General features: G+C 70.9%; 29 protein-coding genes. 22 read left to right on the top strand and 7 right to left on the bottom strand.

What is annotated here, in order from left to right; genetic code table 11:
* Positions 1 to 14 precede the first annotated feature (14 nt).
* A complete protein-coding gene (locus tag BM204_RS12405) occupies positions 15 to 440 on the bottom strand; it encodes an acyl-CoA thioesterase (RefSeq protein WP_091113959.1) in 426 nt (141 codons plus the stop codon).
* A 90-nt stretch (positions 441 to 530) separates the two neighbouring features.
* Here BM204_RS12405 and BM204_RS12400 point away from each other — a divergent pair, with 90 nt between their 5' ends.
* The 10 genes from BM204_RS12400 to BM204_RS12355 all read left to right on the top strand — a co-directional run bounded on the left by BM204_RS12400 (position 531) and on the right by BM204_RS12355 (position 9,425).
* A complete protein-coding gene (locus tag BM204_RS12400; protein ID WP_218031195.1) occupies positions 531 to 1,337 on the top strand; it encodes an LLM class flavin-dependent oxidoreductase in 807 nt (268 codons plus the stop codon).
* A gap of 118 nt (positions 1,338 to 1,455) precedes the next feature.
* Positions 1,456 to 3,201, top strand: a complete 1,746-nt coding sequence (locus tag BM204_RS12395; protein WP_218031194.1) for a PHA/PHB synthase family protein — start codon at positions 1,456 to 1,458, stop codon at positions 3,199 to 3,201.
* Positions 3,191 to 4,039, top strand: coding sequence for a poly(3-hydroxyalkanoate) depolymerase (gene phaZ / locus BM204_RS12390; protein WP_091113749.1), 849 nt, complete (start codon positions 3,191 to 3,193; stop codon positions 4,037 to 4,039). The genes BM204_RS12395 and phaZ overlap by 11 nt, the downstream gene beginning before the upstream one ends.
* Positions 4,036 to 5,244 carry an acyl-CoA dehydrogenase family protein gene (locus BM204_RS12385; RefSeq protein ID WP_091113746.1) on the top strand — a complete coding sequence of 403 codons (1,209 nt, stop codon included), beginning with the start codon at positions 4,036 to 4,038 and terminating at the stop codon, positions 5,242 to 5,244. The genes phaZ and BM204_RS12385 overlap by 4 nt, the downstream gene beginning before the upstream one ends.
* On the top strand, positions 5,244 to 6,458 hold the full coding sequence (locus tag BM204_RS12380) for a cysteine desulfurase-like protein (RefSeq protein ID WP_091113744.1): 1,215 nt from the start codon (positions 5,244 to 5,246) through the stop codon (positions 6,456 to 6,458). The genes BM204_RS12385 and BM204_RS12380 overlap by 1 nt, the downstream gene beginning before the upstream one ends.
* Before the next feature lie 4 nt (positions 6,459 to 6,462).
* Positions 6,463 to 7,242: an exodeoxyribonuclease III gene (locus tag BM204_RS12375; RefSeq protein WP_091113741.1), complete on the top strand. Its 780-nt coding sequence runs from the start codon at positions 6,463 to 6,465 to the stop codon at positions 7,240 to 7,242.
* Positions 7,243 to 7,280: 38 nt separating this feature from the next.
* The gene (locus BM204_RS12370; protein ID WP_091113739.1) at positions 7,281 to 7,511 is read left to right on the top strand and encodes a hypothetical protein; all 231 of its coding nucleotides are present in this window, start codon (positions 7,281 to 7,283) and stop codon (positions 7,509 to 7,511) included.
* On the top strand, positions 7,508 to 7,843 hold the full coding sequence (locus BM204_RS12365; RefSeq protein ID WP_091113737.1) for a type II toxin-antitoxin system PemK/MazF family toxin: 336 nt from the start codon (positions 7,508 to 7,510) through the stop codon (positions 7,841 to 7,843). The genes BM204_RS12370 and BM204_RS12365 overlap by 4 nt, the downstream gene beginning before the upstream one ends.
* 54 nt (positions 7,844 to 7,897) lie before the next feature.
* Complete coding sequence (locus BM204_RS12360) at positions 7,898 to 8,989, top strand: DNA recombination protein RmuC (protein WP_091113734.1); 1,092 nt, start codon at positions 7,898 to 7,900, stop codon at positions 8,987 to 8,989.
* 10 nt (positions 8,990 to 8,999) lie between these two features.
* Positions 9,000 to 9,425 carry a DUF6542 domain-containing protein gene (locus BM204_RS12355; RefSeq protein ID WP_091113733.1) on the top strand — a complete coding sequence of 142 codons (426 nt, stop codon included), beginning with the start codon at positions 9,000 to 9,002 and terminating at the stop codon, positions 9,423 to 9,425.
* On the opposite strand, the gene BM204_RS12350 is transcribed toward BM204_RS12355, so the two are convergent.
* On the bottom strand, positions 9,385 to 10,005 hold the full coding sequence (locus BM204_RS12350) for an L-threonylcarbamoyladenylate synthase (protein WP_091113730.1): 621 nt from the start codon (positions 10,003 to 10,005) through the stop codon (positions 9,385 to 9,387). The two genes, BM204_RS12355 and BM204_RS12350, sit on opposite strands and share 41 nt — an antisense overlap.
* A gap of 69 nt (positions 10,006 to 10,074) precedes the next feature.
* A complete protein-coding gene (locus BM204_RS12345) occupies positions 10,075 to 11,076 on the bottom strand; it encodes a 4-hydroxy-3-methylbut-2-enyl diphosphate reductase (protein WP_091113726.1) in 1,002 nt (333 codons plus the stop codon).
* Positions 11,077 to 11,139: 63 nt separating this feature from the next.
* On the opposite strand from BM204_RS12345, the gene xseA reads away from it, so the two are divergent.
* Together xseA and BM204_RS12335 are read left to right on the top strand one after the other, a co-directional pair.
* Positions 11,140 to 12,417 carry an exodeoxyribonuclease VII large subunit gene (gene xseA, locus BM204_RS12340; RefSeq protein WP_091113723.1) on the top strand — a complete coding sequence of 426 codons (1,278 nt, stop codon included), beginning with the start codon at positions 11,140 to 11,142 and terminating at the stop codon, positions 12,415 to 12,417.
* A complete protein-coding gene (locus tag BM204_RS12335) occupies positions 12,414 to 12,614 on the top strand; it encodes an exodeoxyribonuclease VII small subunit (RefSeq protein WP_091113721.1) in 201 nt (66 codons plus the stop codon). Before xseA ends, BM204_RS12335 begins: the two co-directional genes overlap by 4 nt.
* A 3-nt stretch (positions 12,615 to 12,617) precedes the next feature.
* Here BM204_RS12335 and BM204_RS12330 read toward each other — a convergent pair whose 3' ends face one another.
* A complete protein-coding gene (locus tag BM204_RS12330; RefSeq protein WP_170259134.1) occupies positions 12,618 to 13,184 on the bottom strand; it encodes a DUF4245 family protein in 567 nt (188 codons plus the stop codon).
* 192 nt (positions 13,185 to 13,376) lie between these two features.
* Here BM204_RS12330 and BM204_RS12325 point away from each other — a divergent pair, with 192 nt between their 5' ends.
* Genes BM204_RS12325 through glpX form a run of 5 tightly spaced genes read left to right on the top strand, consistent with a single transcriptional unit; the run spans position 13,377 to position 17,456 of the window.
* Positions 13,377 to 13,772, top strand: a complete 396-nt coding sequence (locus BM204_RS12325; RefSeq protein WP_091113718.1) for a TOBE domain-containing protein — start codon at positions 13,377 to 13,379, stop codon at positions 13,770 to 13,772.
* The gene (gene modA / locus BM204_RS12320; protein ID WP_091113716.1) at positions 13,772 to 14,551 is read left to right on the top strand and encodes a molybdate ABC transporter substrate-binding protein; all 780 of its coding nucleotides are present in this window, start codon (positions 13,772 to 13,774) and stop codon (positions 14,549 to 14,551) included. The genes BM204_RS12325 and modA overlap by 1 nt, the downstream gene beginning before the upstream one ends.
* Positions 14,552 to 14,572: 21 nt before the next feature.
* Positions 14,573 to 15,385: an ABC transporter permease gene (locus tag BM204_RS12315; protein ID WP_091113713.1), complete on the top strand. Its 813-nt coding sequence runs from the start codon at positions 14,573 to 14,575 to the stop codon at positions 15,383 to 15,385.
* Positions 15,386 to 15,405: 20 nt separating this feature from the next.
* Positions 15,406 to 16,419, top strand: coding sequence for a sulfate/molybdate ABC transporter ATP-binding protein (locus BM204_RS12310; RefSeq protein ID WP_218031193.1), 1,014 nt, complete (start codon positions 15,406 to 15,408; stop codon positions 16,417 to 16,419).
* Between the two features lie 23 nt (positions 16,420 to 16,442).
* Positions 16,443 to 17,456 carry a class II fructose-bisphosphatase gene (glpX, locus tag BM204_RS12305; RefSeq protein ID WP_218031192.1) on the top strand — a complete coding sequence of 338 codons (1,014 nt, stop codon included), beginning with the start codon at positions 16,443 to 16,445 and terminating at the stop codon, positions 17,454 to 17,456.
* On the opposite strand, the gene BM204_RS12300 is transcribed toward glpX, so the two are convergent.
* Entirely contained in the window at positions 17,424 to 18,260 is an 837-nt protein-coding gene (locus tag BM204_RS12300; RefSeq protein ID WP_091113708.1) for a lipase family alpha/beta hydrolase, read from the bottom strand. The two genes, glpX and BM204_RS12300, sit on opposite strands and share 33 nt — an antisense overlap.
* 90 nt (positions 18,261 to 18,350) lie before the next feature.
* Here BM204_RS12300 and BM204_RS12295 point away from each other — a divergent pair, with 90 nt between their 5' ends.
* Positions 18,351 to 19,295, top strand: coding sequence for an alpha/beta fold hydrolase (locus tag BM204_RS12295; protein ID WP_170259133.1), 945 nt, complete (start codon positions 18,351 to 18,353; stop codon positions 19,293 to 19,295).
* Between the two features lie 7 nt (positions 19,296 to 19,302).
* Here BM204_RS12295 and BM204_RS12290 read toward each other — a convergent pair whose 3' ends face one another.
* Positions 19,303 to 20,385, bottom strand: a complete 1,083-nt coding sequence (locus tag BM204_RS12290; RefSeq protein ID WP_091113703.1) for an ABC transporter ATP-binding protein — start codon at positions 20,383 to 20,385, stop codon at positions 19,303 to 19,305.
* A gap of 260 nt (positions 20,386 to 20,645) precedes the next feature.
* On the opposite strand from BM204_RS12290, the gene BM204_RS12285 reads away from it, so the two are divergent.
* From BM204_RS12285 to BM204_RS12270, 4 genes are read left to right on the top strand one after another with little or no spacing between them, the layout of a single operon-like run.
* Positions 20,646 to 21,905: an extracellular solute-binding protein gene (locus BM204_RS12285; RefSeq protein WP_170259132.1), complete on the top strand. Its 1,260-nt coding sequence runs from the start codon at positions 20,646 to 20,648 to the stop codon at positions 21,903 to 21,905.
* Positions 21,906 to 21,910: 5 nt separating this feature from the next.
* Complete coding sequence (locus BM204_RS12280; protein WP_246166219.1) at positions 21,911 to 22,867, top strand: carbohydrate ABC transporter permease; 957 nt, start codon at positions 21,911 to 21,913, stop codon at positions 22,865 to 22,867.
* Positions 22,868 to 22,872: 5 nt separating this feature from the next.
* Entirely contained in the window at positions 22,873 to 23,706 is an 834-nt protein-coding gene (locus BM204_RS12275; protein WP_091113949.1) for a carbohydrate ABC transporter permease, read from the top strand.
* Positions 23,707 to 23,710: 4 nt separating this feature from the next.
* On the top strand, positions 23,711 to 24,928 hold the full coding sequence (locus BM204_RS12270; protein ID WP_091113697.1) for an ABC transporter ATP-binding protein: 1,218 nt from the start codon (positions 23,711 to 23,713) through the stop codon (positions 24,926 to 24,928).
* A 44-nt stretch (positions 24,929 to 24,972) separates the two neighbouring features.
* Here BM204_RS12270 and BM204_RS12265 read toward each other — a convergent pair whose 3' ends face one another.
* Positions 24,973 to 25,569: a DUF1707 SHOCT-like domain-containing protein gene (locus tag BM204_RS12265; protein ID WP_091113695.1), complete on the bottom strand. Its 597-nt coding sequence runs from the start codon at positions 25,567 to 25,569 to the stop codon at positions 24,973 to 24,975.
* Positions 25,570 to 25,575: the final 6 nt, after the last annotated feature.

The following is a 25,575-nucleotide window of genomic DNA, read 5'->3' as shown; positions in this document are numbered from 1 at the left end:
CGAATCAGCCAGCCTCAACCGGACGTGGTCAGCGCCTTGAGCCGCATCACCGCGGCCACGGACAGCGCCTTGGAGGTGCGGGTGGCGTCGTCGACCTGCACGATGACGCTCTCGCCGGTCGCGCAGCAGCGCCCGTCCTGGAAGATCGCCTGCTCCATGGTCACCGAGGACCGACCGACCCGCGCGACGCGCGTGCCGATGTCGACCGTGCCCGGCCACTGCAGCTCGCCGACGAACTGGAGCACCAACCGCGCGATGACGAACGACGAGCCGGCATCGGCCAGCGGTCCTGCACTGCCGTGCAGCACCTCGACCCGGCCGGTCTCCAGCAGGGAGGAGAAGACGGCGTTGTTGACGTGCCCCTGACGGTCGGTGTCGCCGTAGCGCAGCTTGTCCTGCGCGTGCGCCGGGAAGTGGTCAAGGGTGGGTATGTCGCTCACGGCCACCAGTGTGCCCACCCCGGGGACGACCTGGAAGTGCGGGCAGGGACCGGGTCGTGCCGACGAGACCGGAGGTGGTTTCGTGGGCGCATGACCCTGCCCGAGCTCGGTGTCGTCCTGCGTCCCCAGACCCCACCGGAGGAGATCCGCGCCGTCGTCGAGCACGCGGACCGCAGCGGGACCCCTCAGCTGTGGCTGTGGGAGGACTGCTTCCTCGAGGGCGGCCTCACCACCGCCGCCGCGGCGCTCGCCTGGTCCGAGCGTGTCGTCGTCGGGATCGGCCTGCTGCCCGTCCCGCTGCGCAACCCGGCCCTGGTCGCGATGGAGGTCGCGACGCTGGCCAGGCTCTTCCCCGGACGGCTCGCGGTCGCCCTGGGGCACGGCGTACAGCCCTGGATGGTGCAGGTCGGCGCCCACGTCGACTCACCCATGACCCTGCTGCGCGAGCACACCACCGCGGTGCGCGACCTGCTGGCAGGCCAGGAGGTCGACGTCGACGGCCGCTACGTGCACCTCGACTCCGTGCGGCTCGACTGGCCTCCGGCGTCGCCCCCGACCCTGCTGCTCGGGGCGCGTGGGGACAAGACCGTCAGCCTGGCCGGCGAGCTGGCCGACGGCGTGCTGCTCGACGCCGTCGCGGACGTCGACGCCGTACGACGAGCCCGGGCGTCGGTCGACGAGTCACGGCCGGCGGAGCGTGAGGGCCGCGGCCTGGTGGTGGTCTACGCGGAGGTCGACCCCCGCAAGCACCCCGACGAGGCGTCGCTCGACGCAGGCGTGCGCGAGGTCGCCGACGCCCTCGGACGCGCCGGCGCCGACACCGTGGTCCTGCAGTCGACCGGGGACGCCCCCGACCCGAGCTCCCTGATCGCCGCTGTGGCCCGGATCAGCGCCTGACCCGCCTATCCCGCCGTCTCATCCGCGCAGGTGGTGACGATCTTGGTGTCGCCCGTCACACTCATGGCTGACGTCTGTGGCCGTCACAGGCCGATCAATGCCGCCCGGAGGCTCCCCCATGACCGACACCAGCATGCGGCTGGCCCGCGACGCCGACCGGCGGATCCACGAGGCGGGCGCCGACGACGAGCCCGGCGTGAGCGAGCTGGGCACCCCGTTGGACCTGCTGCTGGCTGATGCGAGTCGCGGCCCGATCAGGCGTTTCCTGCCCGGCATCTCCGGCGTGAAGTTCGCCGCCGGCCTGGCCCGCCACCCCCGCACCCTCGCCGGCCGCACGCTCGGCCTGGGCGCCGAGCTGGCCCGCGTGCAGGTCGGCCGCTCGGAGATCGCACCGCACCCCAAGGACCGTCGCTTCAGCGACGAGGCGTGGGCCAAGAACCCGTTCCTCAAGCGGACCCTGCAGTCCTACCTCGTCGCCGGCGAGGCGGCCCGCGGCCTGGTCGCCGACGCCGGCCTGGGCCACGGCGACGAGCAGCGGATGGGCTTCATCGTCGACAACCTGGTCGAGGCGTCCTCCCCCAGCAACAACCCCATGCTCAATCCCAAGGTCCTCAAGCGGATCATCGACACCGGTGGCGGCAACCTCGTGGCCGGCGGGCGGCGCTTCGTGCGCGACTTCGCCACGGCGCCACGGGTGCCGTCGATGGTCGAGCCCGACGCCTTCGAGGTCGGCGAGGACCTCGCCGTGACGCCCGGGCAGGTCGTGCTGCGCACGGACGTCTTCGAGCTCATCCAGTACACCCCGCAGACCCCGAAGGTCCGCACGGTGCCGCTGCTGATCGTGCCGCCGACGATCAACAAGTACTACGTCATCGACCTCGCCGAGCGACGCAGCCTGGTCGAGCACCTGGTCCAGGCCGGTCAACAGGTCTACTGCATCTCCTGGCGCAACCCCGACGCCCGGCACGCCGACTGGGGCCTGGACACCTACGGCCAGGCGATCCTCGAGGCGATGACGACCGCCCAGGTCATCTCCCGTCAGGAGCAGGTCGCCGTGCTCGGCATCTGCTCGGGCGGCATGCTCGCCTCGATGGTGATGGCGCACCTGGCGGCGACCGACGACCTCGACCGGGTGGCGGCGTTCAGCCTCGCCGTGACGGTCCTCGACCAGCACGACGCGGGCCTGCCCAGTGCCCTGCTCTCGCACAAGGGCGCGGCCGCGTCGACGCGGGCGTCACGCGACAAGGGCTACCTCGACGGTCGGGCCCTCGCGGAGATCTTCGCGTGGCTGCGGCCCAACGACCTGATCTGGAACTACTGGGTCAACAACTACCTGATGGGCCACGCCCCCAAGGCCTTCGACATCCTCTACTGGAACGCCGACCCCGTGCGCATGACCGCCGGGATGCACCGTGACTTCATGGACCTCGCGCTGCGCAACGCACTCACCAAGGCCGGGGGCTGCACGATGCTGGGCACCCCGGTCGACCTCGGCGACATCGACGTCGACTCCTACGTCGTGGCGGGGATCGCCGACCATCTGTGCAAGTGGGAGTCCTGCTACCGCACCACCCAGCTCTTCGGCGGCGACTCCCGCTTCGTCCTCTCGACCAGCGGCCACATCGCCGCCATGGTCAACCCCCCGGGCAACGAGAGGGCCAGCTTCCAGACCTCCGACTCCAACCCGGCCAGCGCGGCGGAGTGGCTCGACGGGGCCCGCCAGGTCAACGGCACCTGGTGGGACGACTACGCCGCCTGGCTGGCCGCCCGCACCGGGCCGGAACGCACCAAGCCGCGCAAGGTCGGCTCCGCACGCTTCGAGCCGCTGTGCGACGCTCCGGGGACCTATGTCCATGACCGCTGAGTCGCCCCTGGCAGCCCCCGACACCGTGCGCACCGTTGCCGTGCGTGGGGTGGCGGCGCGCGTCTCGGTGCGTCCCGGCGTGGGTCGCTTCGTGCACGAGCCGCCCCTGCTGCTCTGCAACGGCATCGGCGTCTCGCTCGAGGTGCTGCAACCCCTCGTCGACCAGCTCGACCCCGAGCGGGGCATCGTGCGCTTCGACGTACCCGGTGTCGGTGGCAGCGCCCTGCCCCCCACGCCCTACCCCATCGCCGGGCTCGCCTCCTGGGTCGCAGCGCTGATGACCAAGCTCGGGCACCGCGAGTTCGACGTCCTCGGGCTGTCCTGGGGCGGCGGCCTGGCCCAGCAGCTCGCGATCCAGTCCCGCAAGCGCGTACGACGGGTGGTGCTGGTCGCGACCGGCACCGGCTTCCTGATGGTCCCGGCCCACCCCTCGGTGCTGGCCAAGATGGCGACGCCCCGGCGGCACCGCGACCCGGCCTACGCGCGGCGCATCGCCGCCGACATCTACGGCGGCTCCATGCGCAACGATCCCGAGAAGGGCGCCAAGCTGCTGCACGCCGTCACGCGGTCGGGCCCCAAGCGCGGCTACTACTACCAGCTGGCCGCGATGACCGGCTGGTCCAGCCTGCCGTTCCTCGGTCTGATCCGGCAGCCCACGCTGGTCATGGGCGGCACCGACGACCCGATCATCCCCGTCGCCAACCCCCGCCTGCAGGCCCGGCTCATCCCACGCGCCCGCCTGTACCTCTACGACGGTGGCCACCTCGGCATCGTCACCGAGGCCGACGAGCTGGCTCCTGTGGTGGAGCAGTTCCTGAACGAGGAGACCCCCTCATGACCCACGACTCGGCCCTGACCCACCGCGAGCTCGAGGACTCCCCGTTCTCCGACTTCCTCGGCTTCGAGCTGCTCCTCGACGACGAGGACCGCGAGCTGCTCAGCCGCGTGCGGGCGTTCATGACGCGCGAGGTGGAGCCGGTCATCAACGCGCACTGGACGCGCGGGGCGTTCCCCCACGAGCTCGTCGCCGGGCTCGCCGAGCTCGGCATCGCCGGGCTGGCCTACGACGGACCCGGCTGCCCGGCGCGCGGCGCCCTGGTGGACGGCATGGTCGCGATGGAGCTCAGCCGGATCGACCCGTCGATCGGCACGTTCATGGGGGTGCACGGCGGGCTGGCCATGGGCTCGATCCAGCTCTGCGGGTCCGACGAGCAGCGTGAGCGCTGGCTGCCGGCGATGGCGCGGGTGGAGCTGATCGGCGCCTTCGGGCTGACCGAGCCCGACGTCGGCTCGGCGATCTCGCAGGGCCTGGCGACCAGTGCCCGCCGCGACGGCGACGGCTGGGTGCTCAACGGCGAGAAGAAGTGGATCGGCAACGCCTCCTTCGCCGACCTGGTCGTCATCTGGGCCCGCGACGAGGACGACGGCGAGGTCAAGGGCTTCGTCGTCGAGAAGGACACCGAGGGCATGACCTTCGACGTGCAGCAGGACAAGATCGCGCTGCGGGTCGTGCAGAACGCCGAGATCCACCTCACGGACGTGCACGTCCCCGAGGTCAACCGGTTGCAGGGGGCGACAAGCTTCGCCAGCACCGCCAACGTGCTGCGCGTGACCCGCATGGGCGTGGCCTGGCAGGCCGCTGGTTGTGCCCGCGGCGCCTACGAGCACGCGCTGCGCTACACCAAGTCGCGCGAGCAGTTCGGCCGGCCGATCGCGTCCTTCCAGCTGGTGCAGGACCTGCTGGTCAAGATGCTCTCGAACGTGACGGCGTCGACCGCGATGAATGTGCGCGCCTCCCAACTCCAGGACGCCGGTCTGCTGCGCGACGAGCACGCGTCCCTCTGCAAGGTGCACAGCACCGTGCGGATGCGCGAGACCGTCGGCTGGGCCCGCGAGGTCCTCGGCGGCAACGGCATCCTGCTCGAGCACCACGTGGGGCGCTTCGTCGCCGACGCGGAGGCCATCTATTCCTACGAGGGCACCCGCGAGATGAACACCCTGATCGTCGGTCGGGCGATCACCGGCGAGAGCGCCTTCGTCTGATGGGCGCTCCGTTGCTCGACCCTCAGCTCGATGTCGGCCGCATCCGCTCGCACTTCCCCGCGCTCGACCAGGGCGTGGCGCACTTCGACGGCCCCGGCGGCTCGCAGGTGCCCCTCGTCGTGGCGCAGGCGGTCGCGGACGCGATGACGTCAGGGCTGTGCCAGCGCGGCACGCTGACGGCGAGCGAACGGCGTACGGACTCGGTGACGGTGGGCGCGCGCCAGTCGATCGCCGACCTCGTCGGCGGCGACCCGGGAGGCGTCGTCTTCGGACGCTCGATGACCCAGCTGACGATGGACCTCGCGCGCACGCTGGCGCAGGGCTGGGGGCCCGGCGACGAGGTGGTGGTGACGCGGCTCGACCACGACGCCAACATCCGGCCCTGGGTGATCGCCGCCGAGCGGGCCGGGGCGACCGTGCGGTGGCTGGGCTTCGACCCCGTCACGACCGACCTCGACGACGTGACACCGCTGCTCTGCGAGCGCACGCGACTCGTGGCCCTGACCGGCGCCTCCAACCTCTTCGGCACCCGGCCCGACGTCGCCGCGGTGGCCGCCGCCGCGCACGCGGTCGGTGCGCTGGTGTTCGTCGACGCCGTCCACCTGACGCCGCACGCACCGGTCGACCTCGTCGATCTCGGCGCCGATGTCCTGGTCTGCTCGCCCTACAAGTTCTTCGGCCCGCACCTCGGCGCGCTCGTCGCGTCGCCGTCCCTGCTGGAGGGGCTGCGGCCCGACAAGCTGCTGCCGTCGAGCGACGCCGTGCCCGAGCGCTTCGAGCTCGGCACGCTCCCCTACGAGCTGCTCGCCGGCGTCACCGCCGCGGTCGACTTCATCGCCGACCTCGTGCCGGGGCAGGGCTCGCGGCGCGAGCGCGTCCTCGTCTCGATGGCCACGCTCGAGCAGCACGAGGACGTGCTGCTCCGGCACCTGCTCGACGGGCTGGCCGGGATCGACGGGGTGAGCCTCCACGGCCGACCCGCTCGTCGTACGCCGACGGTCCTGTTCACCGTCGCCGGCCACGCGCCGCGCGCGGTCCACGAACACCTCGGCGGGCTGTCGGTCAACGCGCCGGCCAGCCACTTCTACGCGCTCGAGGCATCGCGTCACGCGGGGCTGGGCGACGAGGGCGGCGTACGGGTGGGGCTGGCGGCCTACACGACCCAGGACGAGGTGGACCGCCTGCTCGACGGGGTGCGGGCACTCCTAGGCTGAGTGGATGCGCCTGGCCACCTGGAACGTCAACTCCCTGCGCTCGCGCATCGGCCGGGTCGAGGCCTTCCTCGAGCGCCACGACATCGACGTGCTTGCGCTCCAGGAGACCAAGGCGCGCGAGGACCAGCTGCCGCTGATGGGCCTGCAGTCTCTGGGCTACGAGGTCGCGGCCGCCGGCTACCACCAGTGGAACGGCGTTGCGATCATCAGCCGCGTCGGGCTCGAGGACGTGCAGATCGGCTTCGAGGAGATGCCCGGCTTCGGCGACCCCCTGACCGCGGAGGCGCGGGCGATCGGCGCGACCTGCGCAGGGGTGCGCGTGTGGTCGCTCTACGTGCCCAACGGTCGCAAGGTCGAGGACCCGCACTACGCCTACAAGCTCGACTGGCTCGCGCGCCTGCGGGCCGCTGCGCTCGACTGGCGCGAGGGGCCGACCGCGCTCGTCGGCGACTGGAACATCGCACCCCTGGACGAGGACGTCTTCGACATGGCGCAGTTCAAGACCTCCACGCACGTGACACCACCCGAGCGTGCGGCCTTCCAGGCGTTCCTCGACGACGGCTACGTCGACGTCGTGCGGCCCCACACACCGGGCCCGGACGTCTACACCTACTGGGACTACTACCGCCAGCGCTACGAGCGCAACCGTGGGCTCCGCATCGACTTCGTGCTCGGCTCGGCACCCTTCGCCTCACGGGTGACCGGGGCGTTCATCGACCGGGACGAGCGCGCCGGCACCGGCGCCTCCGACCACGCCCCGGTCGTCGTTGACCTGGCTGACTGACGGGTCGACCCACACGCAGCCCCGCGTATACTTTTGGTATGACCATGACGACGATCAAGGTCTCGCCCGAGACGCGTGACCGACTGAAGGCGCAAGCTGCGGCATCACGCGTGAGCCTGGGCGAGCACCTGTCGCGCCTGGCGGACGCGGCGGATCGCGGACTGCGGTTCGAGGCGATGCGCCGGGCCATGGACGCGACGCCGGCCGACGCGCTGGCCACCTACGCCGCCGAGACCGACGAGTGGCTCGACGCCGACCTCGGTGCATGAAGCCGCTGCGGCCAGGCGCCGTTGTGTGGGCCTGGCTCGACCCGTCGGTCGGTCGGGAGCAGGCCGGTCGACGGCCGGTGGTCGTGGTCTCCTCCGACGGCTACCTCGACGTCGTCACGACGCTGGCGGTCGTCGTACCCGTCTCTCGGACTGATCGTGGCTGGCCCAACCACGTCCCTCTGACCGGGGTGAGCGCCCTGCCGGACTGCTTCGCGATGTCGGAGCAGTCGAGGACACTCAGCCGCGACCGCCTCGGCGAGCCCTTCGGTCAGGTGGACGACCTGTGTCTCGCGGAGATCAAGGTCTGGCTCGCCGCGTTCCTCGACATCTGAGCGGTCACGCGCGACCTCCGAAGCACTGTCGGTGGTCGCGTCCATGCTGGACCCATGACCGTCACCTTGCTCGCCGCGCTGCTGCTGTGCCTCGTCGTCGGAGCCCTCGTGGGCTACCTCGCCGGGCTGCTCCGCGGCCGCGACCACTCGTCGTACGACGAACGCGCGGGCGCCGCGCTCGCGCTCGACCAGCGCGCGGCAGACCAGGCGGTGGTCAAGGAGGGGCTCGACCGGTTGCAGGACCAGATGCGCGACCTCGAGCACAACCGGGTCGCGTGGCAGAGCCAGCTGCACGAGCAGGTGCTCGACATGCGGCACGCCAACGATTCGCTGCGCCGCGAGACCCAGTCGCTGTCGACCGCCCTGCGCAAGCCGCAGGTGCGGGGTCGCTGGGGCGAGCTGCACCTGCGTCGGGCGGTCGAGCTCGCCGGACTGGTCGACCGGTGCGACTTTTCCGAGCAGGTGCGTCTCGACGACGGCGCCCGACGGCCCGACCTGGTGGTCCGGCTGGTCGGCGACCGACAGCTCGTCGTTGATGCCAAGGTGCCGCTCGACGCCTACCTCGACGCCACCTCGTGCGACGACGACGACGTGCGCAGCGGTCACCTCGCCCGGCATGCCCGACAGGTGCGCGCCCACGTCGACGCACTGGCCGCCAAGGCCTACTGGAAGTCGCTCGAGGAGAGCCCGGAGTTCGTGGTGCTCTTCATGCCGGCCGAGTCGTTCCTGGCCGCCGCGCTGGAGGCCGACGGCGACCTGATCGACTACGCCGCGACGCGTCAGGTCGTGCTGGCCACCCCGACGACGCTGATCGCGCTGCTGCGCACGGTCGCCCACGGGTGGAGCCACGAGGCGCTCGCCGATCAGGCCCGCGAGATCCACCGCCTCGGGCGCGACCTCCATGCCCGTCTCGGCACGCTCGTCACCCACGTCGACCAGCTCGGCCGCTCGCTCAATGCGGCCGTCGGTCACTACAACCAGGCGGTCGGCTCGCTGGAGTCACGGGTGCTGGTGGCGGCCCGCCGGTTCAGCGACCTGTCGGTGACCGACGACGAGCTCCCGACGCCGCGGGCCGTGGAGCTGCGGGCGGTCGCCCGGCGCGTCGCCCCGGGCGAGTCGGACCAGGACCATACGGTAGCTCTGTGATCGAGGCACTATGACGCACGCCCGGACCCTCTGGGAGGAGGGGCGCGAGCCAGGCTGGCAGGTCGTCGCGCTCGGGATCGCTGCTGCCCTCACCGTGGTCGTGGTCGACCTGCTGCTGGGCGGTCACATCAGCTTCTTCTTCGACCTGTGCTTCGTCGCCCTCTGCGTCGCGCTCGCCCTGACCGTGCGCCCCTCGGACTTCTTCACCGTCGGGGTCCTGCCGCCGCTGCTGATGATCGGCGTGTTCGTCCTGGTCGGCGTCAGCCGCCCCTCCGTCATCGGCCACCCCGACGACGGCACGGTGCAGGCGGTCATCACCGGGCTGTCCGAGCACAGCCTCGCGCTCGTCTCCGGCTACGTCCTGTGCCTGTCCACCCTCTACGTCCGCCAGCGGGTCACTCGAAGCGGTCAGGGTCTCCTGCACCACGACGCGTGACCTCGGGGGTGCCCGAGGACCAGTCGACGACGGTCGTGGGCTCGGCCGGGGTCTCCCCTGCCTCGATGACGAGGTCGACCTCGTGGTCGAGCTCCTCCTTGACCTCCCAGCCGATCGTGCGCGGCTCGGTCTCCCCCGGCAGGATCAGCGAGCTCGACAGCAGCGGCTCCCCGAGCACCTCGAGCAGCGCCTGCACGAACGTGTGGTCGGGGATACGCACGCCGACGGTCTTCTTCTTGGGGTGCATCAACCGCTTCGGCACCTCCGGCATCGCCGGGAGGATGAACGTGTAGGGACCCGGCGTCGCGGAGCGGATCGCGCGGAACGCCGAGTTGTCGACGTGCACCATCTGCCCGAGCTGGGAGAAGTCCTTGCAGATGAGGGTGAAGTGGTGGCGGTCGTCGAGCCCGCGGATGCGCAGGATCCGGTCACGGCCGTCGCGGTTGCCGATGCGGGAGCCGAGGGCGTAGCCCGAGTCGGTCGGGTAGGCGATCAGCGCGTCGTTGCGCAGCTCCTCGGCCACCATCTCGAGCAGCCGCGGCTGCGGGTTGTCCGGGTGGATGTCCACGAACCTGGCCATGACGCACCTCCTGTCTCCGTCGTCGCCCCGACCTTCTCACGAGAGGGGCGTGGTCGATGGGCGAGCCGGTCAGCTCCGACCGGCAGCCTTGAGGTCGCGGCGCAGCTCCTTGGGCAGCGAGAAGATCAGCGACTCCTCGGCGCTGTGGACCGCCTTGGCGTCGGGGTAGCCGCGCTCGGCGAGGTAGGCGAGCACGCCGTCGACCAGGGCCTCGGGCACGCTCGCGCCGGAGGTCACGCTGACGTTGCGGACACCCTCGAGCCAGGTCTCGTCGATCTCGGAGGCGTCGTCGACGCGGTAGGAGGCCTTGGCGCCGGCATCGAGCGCGACCTCGACCAGGCGCACGGAGTTGGAGGAGTTGCCCGAGCCGACCACGATCAGCAGGTCGGCGTCGCGGGCGATCTCCTTGACCGCGAGCTGGCGGTTCTGGGTGGCGTAGCAGATGTCGTCGCTCGGCGGGTCGAGCAGCAGCGGGAAGCGCTCCCGGATCGCTGCGACCGTCTCCATGGTCTCGTCGACCGAGAGAGTGGTCTGGCTGAGCCAGGCGACGCGGGCCGGGTCGCGCACCACGATGCCCGACACGTCGGCGGGGCTCTGCACGAGCTGGATGTGGTCAGGCGCCTCACCCGCCGTGCCCTCGACCTCCTCGTGGCCCTCGTGGCCGATCAGGAGGATGTCGTAGTCGTCCTCGGCGAACCGCTTGGCCTCGTGGTGGACCTTGGTCACCAGCGGGCAGGTGGCGTCGATCGTCTTGAGCTCGCGCTCCTCGGCCTGGCGGTGCACCTCGGGGCTCACGCCGTGGGCGGAGAAGACGACCGTGGCGCCGGCCGGCACCTCCTCGATCTCCTCCACGAAGATCGCGCCGCGCGACTCCAGGTCTGCCACGACGTGCTTGTTGTGCACGATCTGCTTGCGCACGTAGACCGGGGAGCCGTAGAGGTCGAGCGCCTTCTCGACCGTCACGACGGCCCGGTCGACCCCAGCGCAGTAGCCCCGCGGCGCGGCCAGCAGGACCGCTCGCTCCGCCTCGTCGGTGGGCAGGAGGCGCGGGGTGCCGAGGTCGGTGCTCATGACCCCGAGTCTACGGGGGCCGGCGACGGCGCCTCGCCGGCCGTGGTGTCCTAGGGTCACCGCATGGCCCTGGACACCTCACCCCAGTCGCCGGCGCCGGTGCGGCAGATCGCCAATGCGATCTCCGGCTGGGTCGACCGGTTGGGGGCAGTGTGGGTCGAGGGGCAGGTGGCGCAGGTGAGCCGGCGGCCAGGGGTCGGCACGGTGTTCCTGACGCTGCGTGACTCGGTGGCCGACATCTCGGTCCCGGTGACCTGCTCGCGCGTGATGTACGACGGCCTCAACCCGCCGCTCGTCGAGGGCGCCAGTGTCGTGATCCACGCCAAGCCGTCCTACTACGCGACGCGCGGCACGATGTCGCTCTATGCACGTGAGATCCGGATGGTCGGGCTCGGTGAGCTGCTGGCCCGTCTCGAGCAGCGGCGCCAGCTCCTCGCCGCCGAGGGTCTCTTCGACCAGGCGCGCAAGCGACGGCTGCCGTTCCTTCCCGGCAAGGTCGGGCTCATCACGGCCCCCAACTCCGCGGCCGAGCGCGACGTGCTCGACAACGCCCGACGTCGCTGGCCGGCGGTGGCCTTCGAGGTCCGCCACGCCACCATGCAGGGCACCCGGTCGGCCGCCGAGGTGATGGAGGCGCTCGACCGGCTCGACCGCGACCCGAGCGTCGACGTGATCGTGATCGCCCGGGGTGGTGGGGCCGTCGAGGACCTGCTCCCGTTCTCCGACGAGGGGCTGATCCGGGCCGTGTCCAAGGCCCGCACGCCAGTCGTCTCCGCGATCGGGCACGAACCCGACACCCCGCTGCTCGACCTGGTCGCCGACGTGCGGGCTTCCACACCCACCGACGCCGCCAAGCTCGTCGTGCCCGACGTCCACCAGGAGCTCGCCGGCATCGGTCAGGCCCGGCTGCGCATGCGCCAGTCGGTCGCCGCGCGGATCCACCAGGAGCAGTCCCGCCTCGACCAGCTGCGCTCGCGCCCCTCGATGGCCGACCCGCGCTCGCTGCTCGACGCCCGCGACGACGAGCTCACCGCCCTGCGCGAGCGGGCCCGGCGCACGCTGCGGCACGCCCTCGACCGCGCCGCCGACGACATCGGCCACCACCGCGCCCGCGCCCGGGCGCTGTCCCCGCTCGCAACCCTCCAACGCGGCTACGCCGTGCTCCAGGACGCCGACGGCCATGTCGTCACGTCGGTGGACGGCCTCGCTGCGAAGCAGAAGATCAGCGTCCGCGTCGCCGACGGCCGCATCGCCGCCACCATCACCACGGCCGCAGCCACCGCCACCCCCGACCCCGACCCCGCTCCCCCGACCGTGCACGAGGAAGACGAGCCCGCATGACCGACGAGACCCCCTCCTACGAGGCCGCCCGCGACGAGCTGCTCGACGTCGTACGCCGCCTGGAGACCGGTGGCACCACGCTCGAGGAGTCCCTCGCGCTCTGGGAGCGCGGCGAGCAGCTCGCCACGGTCTGCCAGACCTGGCTCGACGGTGCGCGCGCGCGACTCGACGCCGTCATCGGCGCCGACGACGAGTAGGCGTCAGGGCGTGAGCGGGGCCGTCGTCAGCGACTCGATCAGCAGCACCAGATCGGCCTGGCTCGCCGAGCCGTAGACCAGCAGCCGGTCCTCGCCGAGCTCGGCGGCATAGGCGAGGTCACCGCCTTCGTCGGAGTAGCCCTCCCACGTCGTGGCGATCGGGCTATCCACCAAGAGCGCGTCCTCCTCGGAGATGTTCTCCGGCTCCTCGTCGACGTAGGTCGCGAGCAGGTCGTCGAGCGACTCGTCCTCCTGGCGCACTCCCACGAAGGTGCCCGCGTCGGTGAGGATCGACAGGCCGAACGCCGGCTGCTCCCCCGGTACGACGGTCACGTTGGTCGCCTTCCAGCCGTCGGGCAGCTCGGCGGGGTAGGCGATCTCGATGTCGGAGTCCTGGGCGAGCTCGACGGTCTCGAGGTAGTCGACCGCGCCGGGTTCGATCTCCTCGTCCTGGCTGGTCAGCGCGCGGAAGACCACCCACGCGAGCACGGCCACGACCGTGATGACCAGCGCGGCCACCAGCCCGTCGACCGACCTGTTGTAACGCCCGGGCGTCCCGCTCTCGCTCACCGGGCCAGTGTCACAGGTCCCGCATGGTCTCCGCGTGCCGACCCTCGTCCACCTGGCGGCTGACGCCGTCGCGGTCGGCGCCCTTCTGGCACTGCTCGTCACCGCCTACCTGGTCGCGCCCCCCCGAGCCTAACAGCCGCAGTTGCGGCATCTTGACTGGTCTCCTCACCGCAGATACGGCATGCTCTGTCCGTGACTACCTACCGAGTTGCGGAAGCCGCCGAGATCCTCGGGGTCAGCGACGACACGCTGCGGCGCTGGGTCGAAGCCGGCAAGGTCGCCGCCTCGTCCGTCGACGGGCGCAGCACGATCGCCGGGGAGGACCTGGCCGAGCTGGCCGAGTCCCTGGCCGACGGACGTGACCCCGACCCCGACCGCGCCGCGGCCGTGAGCGCGCGCAACCGGCTCACCGGCATCGTCGTGCGGGTCAAGCAGGACACCGTGATGGCGCAGGTCGACCTGATCTGCGGGCCCTACCGGGTCGTGTCGCTGATGAGTGCCGAGGCGGCCGACGAGCTCGGCCTCCGCCCCGGGGTGCGCGCCGTCGCCTCGGTCAAGTCCACCAACGTCGTCGTGGAGCGTCCCTGATGAGCACGACAACCGTGAGGAGGTCCCTCGCCCTGCTCGCCCTCCTCCTGCCCCTCACGGCCTGCGGCTCCGACGAGGGCGAGGACTCCGGGCGGCAGAGTGACGGAGACACCACGATCACCGTGCTCGCGGCGGCCTCGCTCACCGACACCTTCACCGCGCTCGCCGAGGACTTCGAGGCCGAGCACGAAGGGGTCACCGTCAAGCTCGCCTTCGACTCCTCCGCCACCCTGGCCGAGCAGGCCCTCGGTGGCGCGCCCGCCGACGTGCTGGCCACCGCCGACACCGCGACCATGGACGACGCGAGCGAGGCGTTGGCCGCCGACCCACAGCTCTTCGCGACCAACACCATGGTGCTGGCGCTGCCTGCCGACAACCCGGCCGGGATCACCTCCTACGACGACCTGGGCTCCGGCGACGTCACCTACGTCGTCTGCGTCGACACCGCCCCGTGCGGCAAGGTCGCCGCGGCCCTGATCGAGAGCACCGGCCTGGAGGCCGAGCCCTCCTCCCTCGAGGTCGACGTCAAGGCGGTGCTGTCCAAGGTCATCACCGACGAGGCCGACGCCGGCTTCGTCTACGCGACCGACGCGGTCGCCGCCGGCGACGCCGTCTCCACCGTCGAGATCCCCGGCGCCGCCGAGCAGGTGACCTCGTACCCGATCGCCCCGTTGGTCCAGTCGCAGGAGGCCGACCTCGCGCAGGAGTTCGTCGACCTGGTCCTCTCCGAAGCCGGCCAGCAGACCCTCACCGACGCCGGCTTCGGCCCGCCCAGCTGATCACCCGACACACAGCCTCTGATGACCCGACGCAGCGACCCGACGACCCGCCAGACGCTCGGCCGACCGCCCGCCGTCCTGGTCGTCCCGGCCACGATCGCAGCAGCACTGCTCGTGCTCCCGCTGGTCGCCCTGGTGCTCGACACCCCGTGGTCGACCTTCCTCGAGCAGCTCGGCAGCGAGCCGGTGCTCGAGGCCCTGCGACTCACCGCGGTCGCGTCCGGCGCCACCGTGGTCGCCTGCATCGTGCTCGGCACGCCGCTGGCCTGGCTGCTGGCCCGCGTGGACTTCCGCGGTCGGGCGATCCTGCGCGCCGCCGTCGCCGTCCCTCTCGTCCTGCCGCCGGTCGTCGCCGGCGTCGCCCTGGTCACCGCGCTGGGTCGCAACGGCCTGGTCGGCCCCCTGCTCCGCGACGGCGGCATCACGCTGCCCTACACGACCGGCGCGGTCGTCATCGCCCACACCTTCGTCTCGATGCCGTTCTACGTGCTCAGCGTCGAGGGCGCGATGCGCTCCTCCGGCGAGCGCTTCGACGTCGTCGCCGCCAGCCTGGGCGCCACCCGGTGGACGACGTTCCGTCGCGTCACGCTGCCGTTGGCGATGCCCGGCATCCTGGCCGGGTCGGTCCTGGCCTGGGCCCGCTCGCTGGGCGAGTTCGGCGCCACGATCACCTTCGCCGGCAACTACCCCGGCACCACCCAGACCATGCCGTCGCTGATCTACACGACCCTTCAGGGCGATCCCGCGCTCGCGCGCACGCTGAGCATGATCCTGCTGCTCGCCTCCGTCGTGATCCTCGCGGCGCTCCGCAACCGCTGGCTGACAACGCCATGACCCGCCCAGTGACCCGGCCCGTGACCGGCCTCGAAGCCCAGATCCACGTCCCCGACCGTCTCGACGCCACCATCACCGCGCCACCCGGCTCCGTCGTCGCCGTCATCGGCCCCAACGGCGCCGGCAAGACCACGCTGCTGCGCGCGCTGGCCGGCCTGGTCGAGATGACCGGCCACGTCACCGTCGACACCGAGAGCTGGACCGACCCGCCGCGCCTCGTGCGCGAGCGCCACCTCGGCTTCGTCTTCCAGGACCGGTCCCTCTTCCCCCACCTCACCGCCCTGGCCAACGTGGCCTTCGGCCTCCAGTCCCGTCGTACGCCGCGGCGCGCGGCGGAGCAGGTCGCCCAGGGCTGGCTCGACCGCTTCGCCATCGGGCACCTGGCCAAGCGCTTGCCCGGCGAGCTCTCCGGCGGACAGGCCCAGCGCGTGGCGATCGCCCGCGCCCTGGCCTCCGATCCCCAGCTGCTGCTGCTCGACGAGCCGTTCGCGGGGCTCGACGTCGGCGTCGCCACCGGCCTGCGGATCGAGCTGGCCCGCCACCTCGCCGACTACCGCGGCGTGACCCTGCTGGTGACCCACGATGCGATCGACGCGCTGACCCTGGCCGACCGGGTGCTGGTGGTCGACGAGGGTCGCGTGGCGCAGTCCGGCAGCCCCCAGGAGGTCGCGGCCCGCCCGCTCACCGAGCACGTCGCCCGCCTGGTCGGGCTCAATGTCATCCGTGACGGGGAGGGCGAGGGCGAGGGCGAGGGGCAGACCTACCGCTCCTTCACCCCCAGCTCCGTGACCGTGTCGGTCCACCGGCCCGAGGGGTCCGCGCGCCACCAGTGGCACGGCCCGATCGCCAGCGTCGCGCCGCACGGCGACGCCGTACGGCTGCTGGTCGCCACGCAGGAGCCCACCCGCCAGGAGCTGCTGGCCGACGTCACCCCCGGCGCGGCGACCGAGCTCGGGCTGACGCCGGGGCGTGAGGTGTGGCTCTCGGTCAAGGAGACGGCGGTCCAGACCTACGCGGCGGACCGGCCGAGGTGATGGACACCGATACGATGCCGACCATGGACCCCACCCTGGACGTCGCGCCCCAGTCCCCCGACCGCAACCTCGCGCTCGAGCTGGTGCGGGTCACCGAAGCGGCCGCCATGGCCGCCGGCCGCTGGGTCGGCAAGGGCGACAAGAACGGCGCCGACGGCGTGGCCGTCAACGCGATGCGCGTGATGATCTCGACCATCGGCATGAACGGCACCGTCGTGATCGGCGAGGGCGAGAAGGACAACGCGCCGATGCTCTACAACGGCGAGAAGGTCGGCGACGGCACCGGTCCGGAGTGCGACGTCGCCGTCGACCCGATCGACGGCACCACCCTGACCGCCAAGGGCATGGCCAACGCGGTCGCCGTGCTCGCAGTCTCCCCGCGCGGCTCGATGTACGACCCGTCCGCGGTGTTCTACATGGACAAGCTCGCCACGGGTCCCGAGGCCGCCGACGTCGTCGACATCCGTTTCCCCGTCGCGGAGAACATCCACCAGGTCGCGAAGGCCAAGGGCAGCAAGCCCGAGGACGTCACGGTCATGCTGCTCGACCGCCCCCGCCACGAGGCCCTCGCCGAGGAGATCCGGGCCACCGGCGCGCGGATCAAGTTCATCGTCGACGGCGACGTCGCCGGCGCGATCTCCGCCGCCCGCCCCGACAGCGGCGTCGACCTGCTGCTCGGCATCGGCGGCACCCCCGAGGCGATCATCACCGCGTGCGCGATGAAGTGCATGGGCGGCGTGATCCAGGGCCAGCTGTGGCCCCAGGACGACGACGAGCGGCAACGCGCCCTCGACGCCGGCCACAACCTCGACAAGGACTTCGTCCTCCACACCGACGACCTCGTCACGGGCGACGACTGCTTCTTCGTGGCCACCGGGATCACCGACGGCGACCTGATGCGGGGCGTCCGCTACCGCTCCGGCGGCGCGACGACCCACTCCCTGGTGATGCGCTCGCGCAGCGGCACGATCCGCTCGATCACCAGCGAGCACCGGCTCCAGAAGCTACGCAGTTATTCCGCGATCGACTTCGACTGAGGCCGGCTGCGCCTGACGGCGCAGCGACCCGACCACGTGGTCGATGACGCGCGGGTCAACGGCCATCCCGACGTGGGAGGCCCGGACCTCGATCGCGTGCGCCGCGGGGTCGATGCAGGCACGCCAGTCGACGATGCCGTCGCGCTTGGAGTAGATCGCGGTGAAGTCGACGCCGTAGGGCAGCGGCGAGCGGCTCTCGTCGAAGCTCTGGCGCGCGCAGCTGCCAGCGACGCACTCCTCCGACATCAGGCCCGGCACGCCGGCCCGGCTGAGCCGCACGAGCACGTCGACACCCGCCGTGAGGGCGCGGTGGTGGGCGCCGGGCGCCAGCATCGGGCTGCCCATCGTGATGATCCCCGACACCAGGTCGGGGCGCCTGACGGCGACCCCGCGCGCGAGCATGCCGCCGAGGCTGTGGCCGACGACCTGCACGCGCGTGCCGCGGCGGATCGCGATCGACTCCAGGCGCGACTCCAGCTGGGCTGCGGCGTCGAGCGTGCACCCGATGTTGGCGCGGATCATCGAGCGGTAGGTGCGGTAGCCCTGGGCCCGCAGCGCTCGCGCCATGAACGCCAACGAGGCGTCTCCCGCCATGAATCCCGGCACCAGGATGACCGGGTCGGCGGCGCGCACGGGTCCGCGACCGGTGTAGGGCGTGCTGCGGCGGGTGCGGCGGTCCTCGACCGAGCGCAACGCGTAGCGGCCGACCTCGGTGACGAGGCTCGCCTCGCGGGCCACCGCGACCAGGGCTGGCCTCGCATAGCCCTCCGGCAGGAGGAAGGAGGCCAGCGTGGAGGTGCTCATCTGGACGACGTTACGCGGCCGCAACACGGGAAGGTGGGAAATCCGGGCCATTGGAAGACACCTCCTCACCCGTGAGAGAGACTCGGTGACATGTCCCCACGTGCACGCCGACAGCCCGAGACCACCCCCGTCGAGGTTCCGGTGGCGGTCTCCGGAGAGCTGTTCGCCCCGATCTCCCCGGGCATGGAGCTGTGCTATCAGACCTTCGGCAGCCCCGACGACGAGCCGCTGCTGCTCGTCATGGGGCTCGGCGGGCCGATGACCTGGTGGGACCCCGAGCTGTGCACGATGCTGGCGCGCCGCGGCTTCTACGTGATCCGCTACGACAACCGCGACACCGGCCGCTCGAGCCGCAGCAGCGCCCGCGTGCGCCGTACGACGCTCGTGCGGGCCTTCGCGGGCACCCCGGTCCGCCCGCCCTACACCCTGGTCGACATGGCCGGGGACGGCTTCGGCCTCCTGGACCACCTCGGCGTCGAGGCCGCCCACGTCGTGGGCGTCTCCATGGGCGGGATGATCGCGCAGACCATGGCGATCGCCGAGCCGCGTCGGGTGCTCACCTTTGTCAGCATCATGTCGAGCACCGGCAAGCGCACCGTCGGCTGGCAGCACCCGGGCCTGATCCTCTCGCTGCTCGCCAACCGCGGCGCCGGCCGTGACGCCTACGTCAGCTCCAGCGAGGCCCTGTGGAAGATGATCGGCTCCCCCGCCTACCCGCAGACCGACGAGCGTGTCACGGCGCGGGCCGAGGAGACCTTCGACCGCGGTGTGAGCGCCAGCGGGGTCATGCGCCAGATGCTCGCGGTCCTCACCCAGCCCAACCGCGGCCCACGCCTGCACAGCCTGCCGATGCCGGCCCTGGTCGTGCACGGGCTCGCCGACAAGATGGTCCACGTCTCCGGCGGTCGAGCCACCGCGGCGGCCATCCCCGGCGCCGAGCTGCTGCTGATCGACGGCATGGGCCACGACGTGCCGCCCGACCTGTTCGAGACCTTCGTCAGCGCGATCCGTCGTACGGCGGACCGCGCCCGCTGAGCCGGGGTCACTCGCTGAGGCGCGCCCCCGTGTCGGTGTCGAAGACGTGCACGTTCTGCGGGTCGGTCGTGACATAGATGGTCTCGCCCTTGTGCACCGTGTCACGACCCGCGACCCGCACGATGATGTGGTTGGGCGTGCCCTCGACGTCGGAGGTGCCGTAGACGAAGCCGTCGGAACCCAGCTCCTCGACGACCGTCACCTTGACCGGGAGGCCACCGTCCTCGGCGCTGACGATGCGCCAGGACTCGGGCCGGACACCGACAGTGATGTTGCCTTCCATCCGCTTCGCCGCGGTCGGGTCGACCGGCACCTGGTAGTGGCCGATCTGCGCCTGGCCGTTGTTGGCCGTCGCCTTGATGAGGTTCATCTGCGGAGAGCCGATGAAGCCGGCCACGAAGAGGTTGACGGGCTTGTCGTAGAGGTTGAGCGGGGTGTCGACCTGCTGGAGGTCGCCGTCCTTCATGACCGCGACGCGGTCGCCCATCGTCATCGCCTCGACCTGGTCGTGGGTGACGTAGACGGTCGTGACGCCGAGGTCCGCCTGGAGCTTGGCGATGTCCGTGCGGGTGTGCACGCGCATCTTGGCGTCGAGGTTGGACAGCGGCTCGTCCATGCAGAAGACCTGCGGGCTGCGCACGATGGCGCGACCCATGGCGACGCGTTGACGCTGCCCACCCGAGAGCGCCTTGGGCTTGCGGTCGAGGAACTCGGTCAGACCGAGGATCTCGGCCGCCTCGGCGACGCGCCTCTTGCGCTCCTCCGGGGAGACCTTCGCCATCTTGAGCGCGAAGCCCATGTTGTCGGCGACGCTCATGTGCGGGTAGAGCGCGTAGTTCTGGAACACCATCGCGATGTCGCGGTCCTTGGGCGGCAGGTCGGTGACGTCCTTGTCACCGATGAAGATCTTGCCCTCGTTGACCTCCTCGAGCCCGGCCAGCATCCGCAGCGTCGTGGACTTGCCACAGCCGGAGGGGCCGACGAGGACCATGAGCTCCCCGTCGCGGATCTCGAGGTCGATGCCGGGCACCGTGGGCTTGTCCGCTCCGGGGAACCAGCGTTGAGCCTTCTTGAACGTGACTGTTGCCATTTTCTGCTCCTTCACCGGCAGGTACGTGCCGGACGATCCGTTGTGAAGTGACGCAGGTCACTCTAGTGGAGACCGGCTGACGGGGCACTGGTGGTTACGTGCTCTACCCCCCTGGTAGGACTAGACCTGTGACTCAGGCCACTCTCAGACCTGGGTCGCGCCGATGCGGAAGGGACGTCATGACGCCACCCCCGACACGCTCTCCGAGGCGGGGCGCCAGATCCCGCCCAGCACGACGACGATCCCGTGGGGTCGCCGCGGTGGCCGTCGCGACGCTCACCTGCGGCCTCCTGGCCGCGTGCTCCAACGGCTCGGACAAGCCGACGCTCAACTGGTACATCAACCCCGACGGACAGGCCACGCTCACCGAGCTGGCCGCCGCGTGCAGCACCGACGACTACGACATCGAGATCCAGCTGCTGCCGACCGGTGCCACCGACCAGCGCACCCAGCTGGCCCGTCGGCTCGCCGCCTCGGACTCCGAGACCAACCTGATGAGCCTCGACCCGGTCTTCGTGCCGGAGTTCGCCAACGCCGGCTGGATCGCGCAATGGCCCGAGGACCTCGCTGCCGAGGTCCTCGACGACGACGTGCTCTCCGGGCCGGCCGAGACCGTCCGCTGGGACGACGGCGTCTACGCCGCACCGCAGTGGGCCAACACCCAGGTGCTCTGGTACCGCAAATCGCTGGCCGAGGCTGCCGGTCTCGACATGAGCCAGCCGGTCACGTGGTCGCAGGTCATCGATGCCGCTGCGAGCCAGGGCGGCACCGTGGGCGTGCAGGCCGACCGCTACGAGGCCTACATGGTCTGGATCAACTCGCTCGTCGCCGGCGCTGGAGGCGAGATCGTCTCCGCCACCGAGACCGGGAGCGACGCCGAGGTCGAGATCGACTCGGAGGCGGGCCGTGCGGCCGCCACCGTCGTCCAGGAGCTCGCCGACTCGGGCGCAGCGCAGCCCGACCTGTCGGTCTCGCGCGAGGGCACCAGCCTTCCCTTCATGTTCGAGGGACCGGGTGAGTTCATGACCAACTGGACCTTCGTCTACAAGAACTACGAGCCCACCGACGGCGGTGCGTTCACCCAGGAGCAGTTCGATGACCTGGGCTGGGCCCGCTACCCGCAGACCGTCGAGGGCGAGGAGTCGCGGCCGCCCGTGGGCGGCATCGACATCGCGGTCGGCGAGTTCACCGACAACAAAGATTTCGCCTTCGAGGCCGCACGGTGCGTGTCGTCGCCGGAGGCCCAGAAGCAGCTCGCCGTCAACGACGGCCTGATGCCCTCGCGCCAGTCCGTCTACGACGACCAGGAGCTCATCGACGCCTTCGACCCCAGCCTGCTGACGCTCTTCCAGGAGAGCCTCGAGTCGGGCGCCCCGCGACCCAAGAGCGCCTACTACAACCTGATCTCGGGAGCGATCCAGGCCTCGTGGCACTCCCCGACCGAGGTCGACCCCGACTCGACGCCCGCTGACTCGGCCGACTACCTGCGTGCGGTCCTGCGCTCCGAGGCCCTCCTGTGAGCGCCGTGGCGCCCCCCGTGCGCGACGACCAGCAGCGGGAGAAGCCCTCCCCGGGCAAGGCCGACCGGCCGGAGGTCTCCGACCGGGCCCGTCAGGAGCAGCGGCTGGCGCAGCGGCTGGTCGCGCCCGCCGTGGTGATCATGCTGCTGGTCACGGCGTTCCCCATCCTGCGCGCGCTCTACCTGTCGTTCTACACCTACTCGCTGACCTCCCCCGAGGACCGCGCGTTCATCGGCATCGACAACTACGTCACGGCACTGACCGACGGCCTCTTCTGGCGCGACATCGGCGTCACCGTGCTCTACATGGTCGTCACGGTCGGCATCGAGCTGGTCATCGGCTTCGCTTTCGCGATGGTGATGCACCGCGTGGTCTTCGCCCGGGGCCTCATCCGGACCTCGATCCTGATCCCCTACGGCATCATCACCGTGGTCTCCGGCTTCGCCTGGCAGTTCGCGTTCACCTACCAGAACGGCTTCATCAACGGCTGGTTGCCGGGCATCGGCGACTCGTTCAACTGGTTCGGCGAGACCACGCCGGCCGTCATCGCCATCATGGTCTCGGAGATCTGGAAGACCACGCCGTTCATGTCGTTGCTGCTGCTCGCGGGCCTGGCCCAGGTGAGCGACGACATGATCGAGGCCGCCAAGGTCGACGGCGCCACGTGGTGGCAGCGGCTGTGGCGGGTGATCCTGCCCAACATGCGCGCGGCGATCATGGTCGCGGTGCTCTTCCGCGCCCTCGACGCCTACCGGATCTTCGACAACATCTTCGTGATGACCAGCGGGGCCGTGGGCACCGAGTCGATCTCGTTCCTCGTCTACCGCCAGACCATCGAGCAGTTCCAGCTGGGCATGGGCTCGGCCCTCTCGGTCCTGCTGTTCCTCTCGGTGCTGCTGGTGGCGTTCCTGATCGTCAAGCTGTTCCGGGTCGACCTGGCCAAGGCACGAGGAGAGGAGTGAACGCCATGAAGCAGAGGGTCGGACTCGTGGTCGGCGTCGGCCTGATCCTCGTGTGGTGCCTGCTGCCGGTGGTGTGGATCGTCTCGCTGTCCTTGAAGGACGCGGTCGCGGTCACCAACGGCAGCCCGGGCTTCTTCCCCGCAGACGGGGCCTTCGCCGGCTTCGACAACTACCGCGACGCCTGGGGCAACGACCAGTTCCGTCGGGCGATCATCAACTCGCTGGGCATCAGCCTGATCTCGACCACGCTGTCGGTGATCCTCGCGACCCTGGCGGCGTACGCCATCGCCCGCCTGGAGTTCCGTGGCAAGAAGCTCGTGCTGACGACGGCGCTGGCGATCGCGATGTTCCCGGTGGTCGCGCTGGTCAGCCCGCTGTTCGACATGTGGCGCGCCGTCGGCCTCTACGACACCTGGCCGGGTCTCATCATCCCCTACATGTCCTTCACGTTGCCGCTGGCGATCTGGACCCTGGCCGCCTTCTTCCGCGAGATCCCCTGGGAGCTCGAGCAGGCGGCCCAGGTCGACGGCGCCACGTCGTGGCAGGCCTTCCGCAAGGTGATCGTGCCGCTCGCGGCACCCGGGGTCTTTACCGCGGCGATCCTCACGTTCTTCTTCGCGTGGAACGACTTCGTCTTCGGCATCACCCTGACCTCGACCGAGGCGGCCAGGCCCATCCCGGCGTCGTTGTCGTTCTTCGTCGGCGCGGACCCGTTCAACCGGCCGGCCTCGCTGCTGGCCGCGGGAGCCGTCATCGCGACGATCCCGATCGTCATCATCGTCCTGATTTTCCAGCGCAAGATCGTGGCCGGGCTGACGTCCGGCGCGGTGAAGGGGTGACCTCGTGGCTTCCATCCAGATGAAGAACATCGTCAAGAAGTACGGCGACGGCTTTCCCGCCGTCAACGACATCAGCATCGACGTGGCCGACGGGGAGTTCGTGATCCTCGTCGGGCCGTCGGGGTGCGGGAAGTCGACGCTGCTGCGGATGATCGTGGGGCTCGAGGACATCACCTCGGGCGACATGATGATCGGAGACAGGCGGGTCAACGACCTCGCGCCCCGGGAGCGCAACCTGGCGATGGTCTTCCAGAACTATGCGCTCTACCCCCACCTCACCGTCTACGAGAACATCGCGTTCCCGCTGCGACTGGCCAAGGCCGACGACGCCACTGTCGATGAGAAGGTGCGTGCGGCCTCGAAGACCCTCGAGCTCGACGAGCACCTCGACCGCAAGCCGGCCAACCTCTCCGGAGGCCAGCGCCAGCGGGTCGCGATGGGCCGCGCGATCGTGCGCGACGCCGACGCGTTCCTCTTCGACGAGCCGCTGTCCAACCTGGACGCCAAGCTGCGCGGCCAGATGCGCAGCGAGATCTCGCGGCTGCAGAAGAAGCTCGGCATCACCACCGTCTACGTCACGCACGACCAGACCGAGGCGATGACGCTGGGCGACCGCGTGGCGGTGCTCAAGCGCGGCATCCTGCAGCAGCTGGCGACGCCACGCGAGCTCTACTCCAACCCGGGCAACCTCTTCGTCGCCGGCTTCATCGGCTCCCCGCCGATGAACTTCCTGCCGGCCACCGTCGAGGGCACGTCGGTGGAGCTGCCCTTCGGCAGCGTCGAGATCCCGGCGGACAAGGCCGAGAAGGCTGCCGGTCGCGGACTGCTCATCGCCGGCATCCGCCCCGAGGCGTTCGAGGACGCCTCGGTCGTCGAGGAGTCCAAGAGGGCGTCCGGGTCCACGTTCAAGGCCACGGTCGAGGTGGTGGAGTGGCTGGGCAGCGAGGCCTTCGGCTACATCCCCTTCGAGGCACCGCCCGAGGTCCAGGAGCAGCTCCAGCAGCTCGAGCGAGACCTCGACGGCGAGACGCTGCGCACGCAGCTGGTGATCTCGCTGGACGCCGCGAGCAAGGTGAGCGAGGGCGACGAGGCCGAGATCTGGGTCGACACCGCCACCATGCACCTCTTCGACCCCAGCACCGGGGAGAACCTCACGATCGACCGCGAGAACGCGGGTCGCGTGCTCACCCTGCAGGAAGAGGCTGCGGCGCAACCCGCCTGAGCGGCCCGCTCACAGCATCGAGCACGGCTGGTCCGGTCTCCGGGTCAGCCGTGCTTGCGCTCCACCGAGACTCCGCCCCAGATCGCGACCCCGCGGACCCGCACGGTCGGTGAGGTGTCGTCGAGCTCGGCGGCCACCAGCCCTGACGGGCCGGAGTAGTCGCCCATGATGCCGGTGCCCTCGAGAATCACCCGCGTGTGCGGGCCGACCACGATCGAGGCGCCGCCCATGATCGCGTTGACGGTGATGACCACCTCGTCGGCGGCGTACGTCGCCTGGCGCAGGTCCAGGTCGGCCCCGCCCATCACGCACAGCACGGTCAGGTGCTCGGGCACCGTCCAGGTGCCCGAGCGTTTGAAGCCGCTCATGATCGCCACCCGGCGCTCGGTGGAGCGGGCCGGTTGCGGCGACCTGATGGCCGGCGCGGACGGAGCGGGAGCGACGACCGGCGTGAGGTCGCTGGTGATCGGCGCCAGCTCGGCGTAGGTCTTGGCGGCGAAGGTCGCCTCGAGTCGTTCGTCGAGCTCGCCGAGGTCGATGCGCCCGTCGCCGGCGGCCTCCCGCAGGATCTCCGCCACCTCGTGCCGCTGGGCGTCGGAGACACGCATCCGTGCCGGGTCGGGCTCGAGCTCGCCACTCATGCCGGG

Source organism: Nocardioides psychrotolerans (genome assembly GCF_900113685.1).
Taxonomy (GTDB): domain Bacteria; phylum Actinomycetota; class Actinomycetes; order Propionibacteriales; family Nocardioidaceae; genus Nocardioides; species Nocardioides psychrotolerans.
This window is presented reverse-complemented; position numbering and strand designations above follow the sequence as displayed.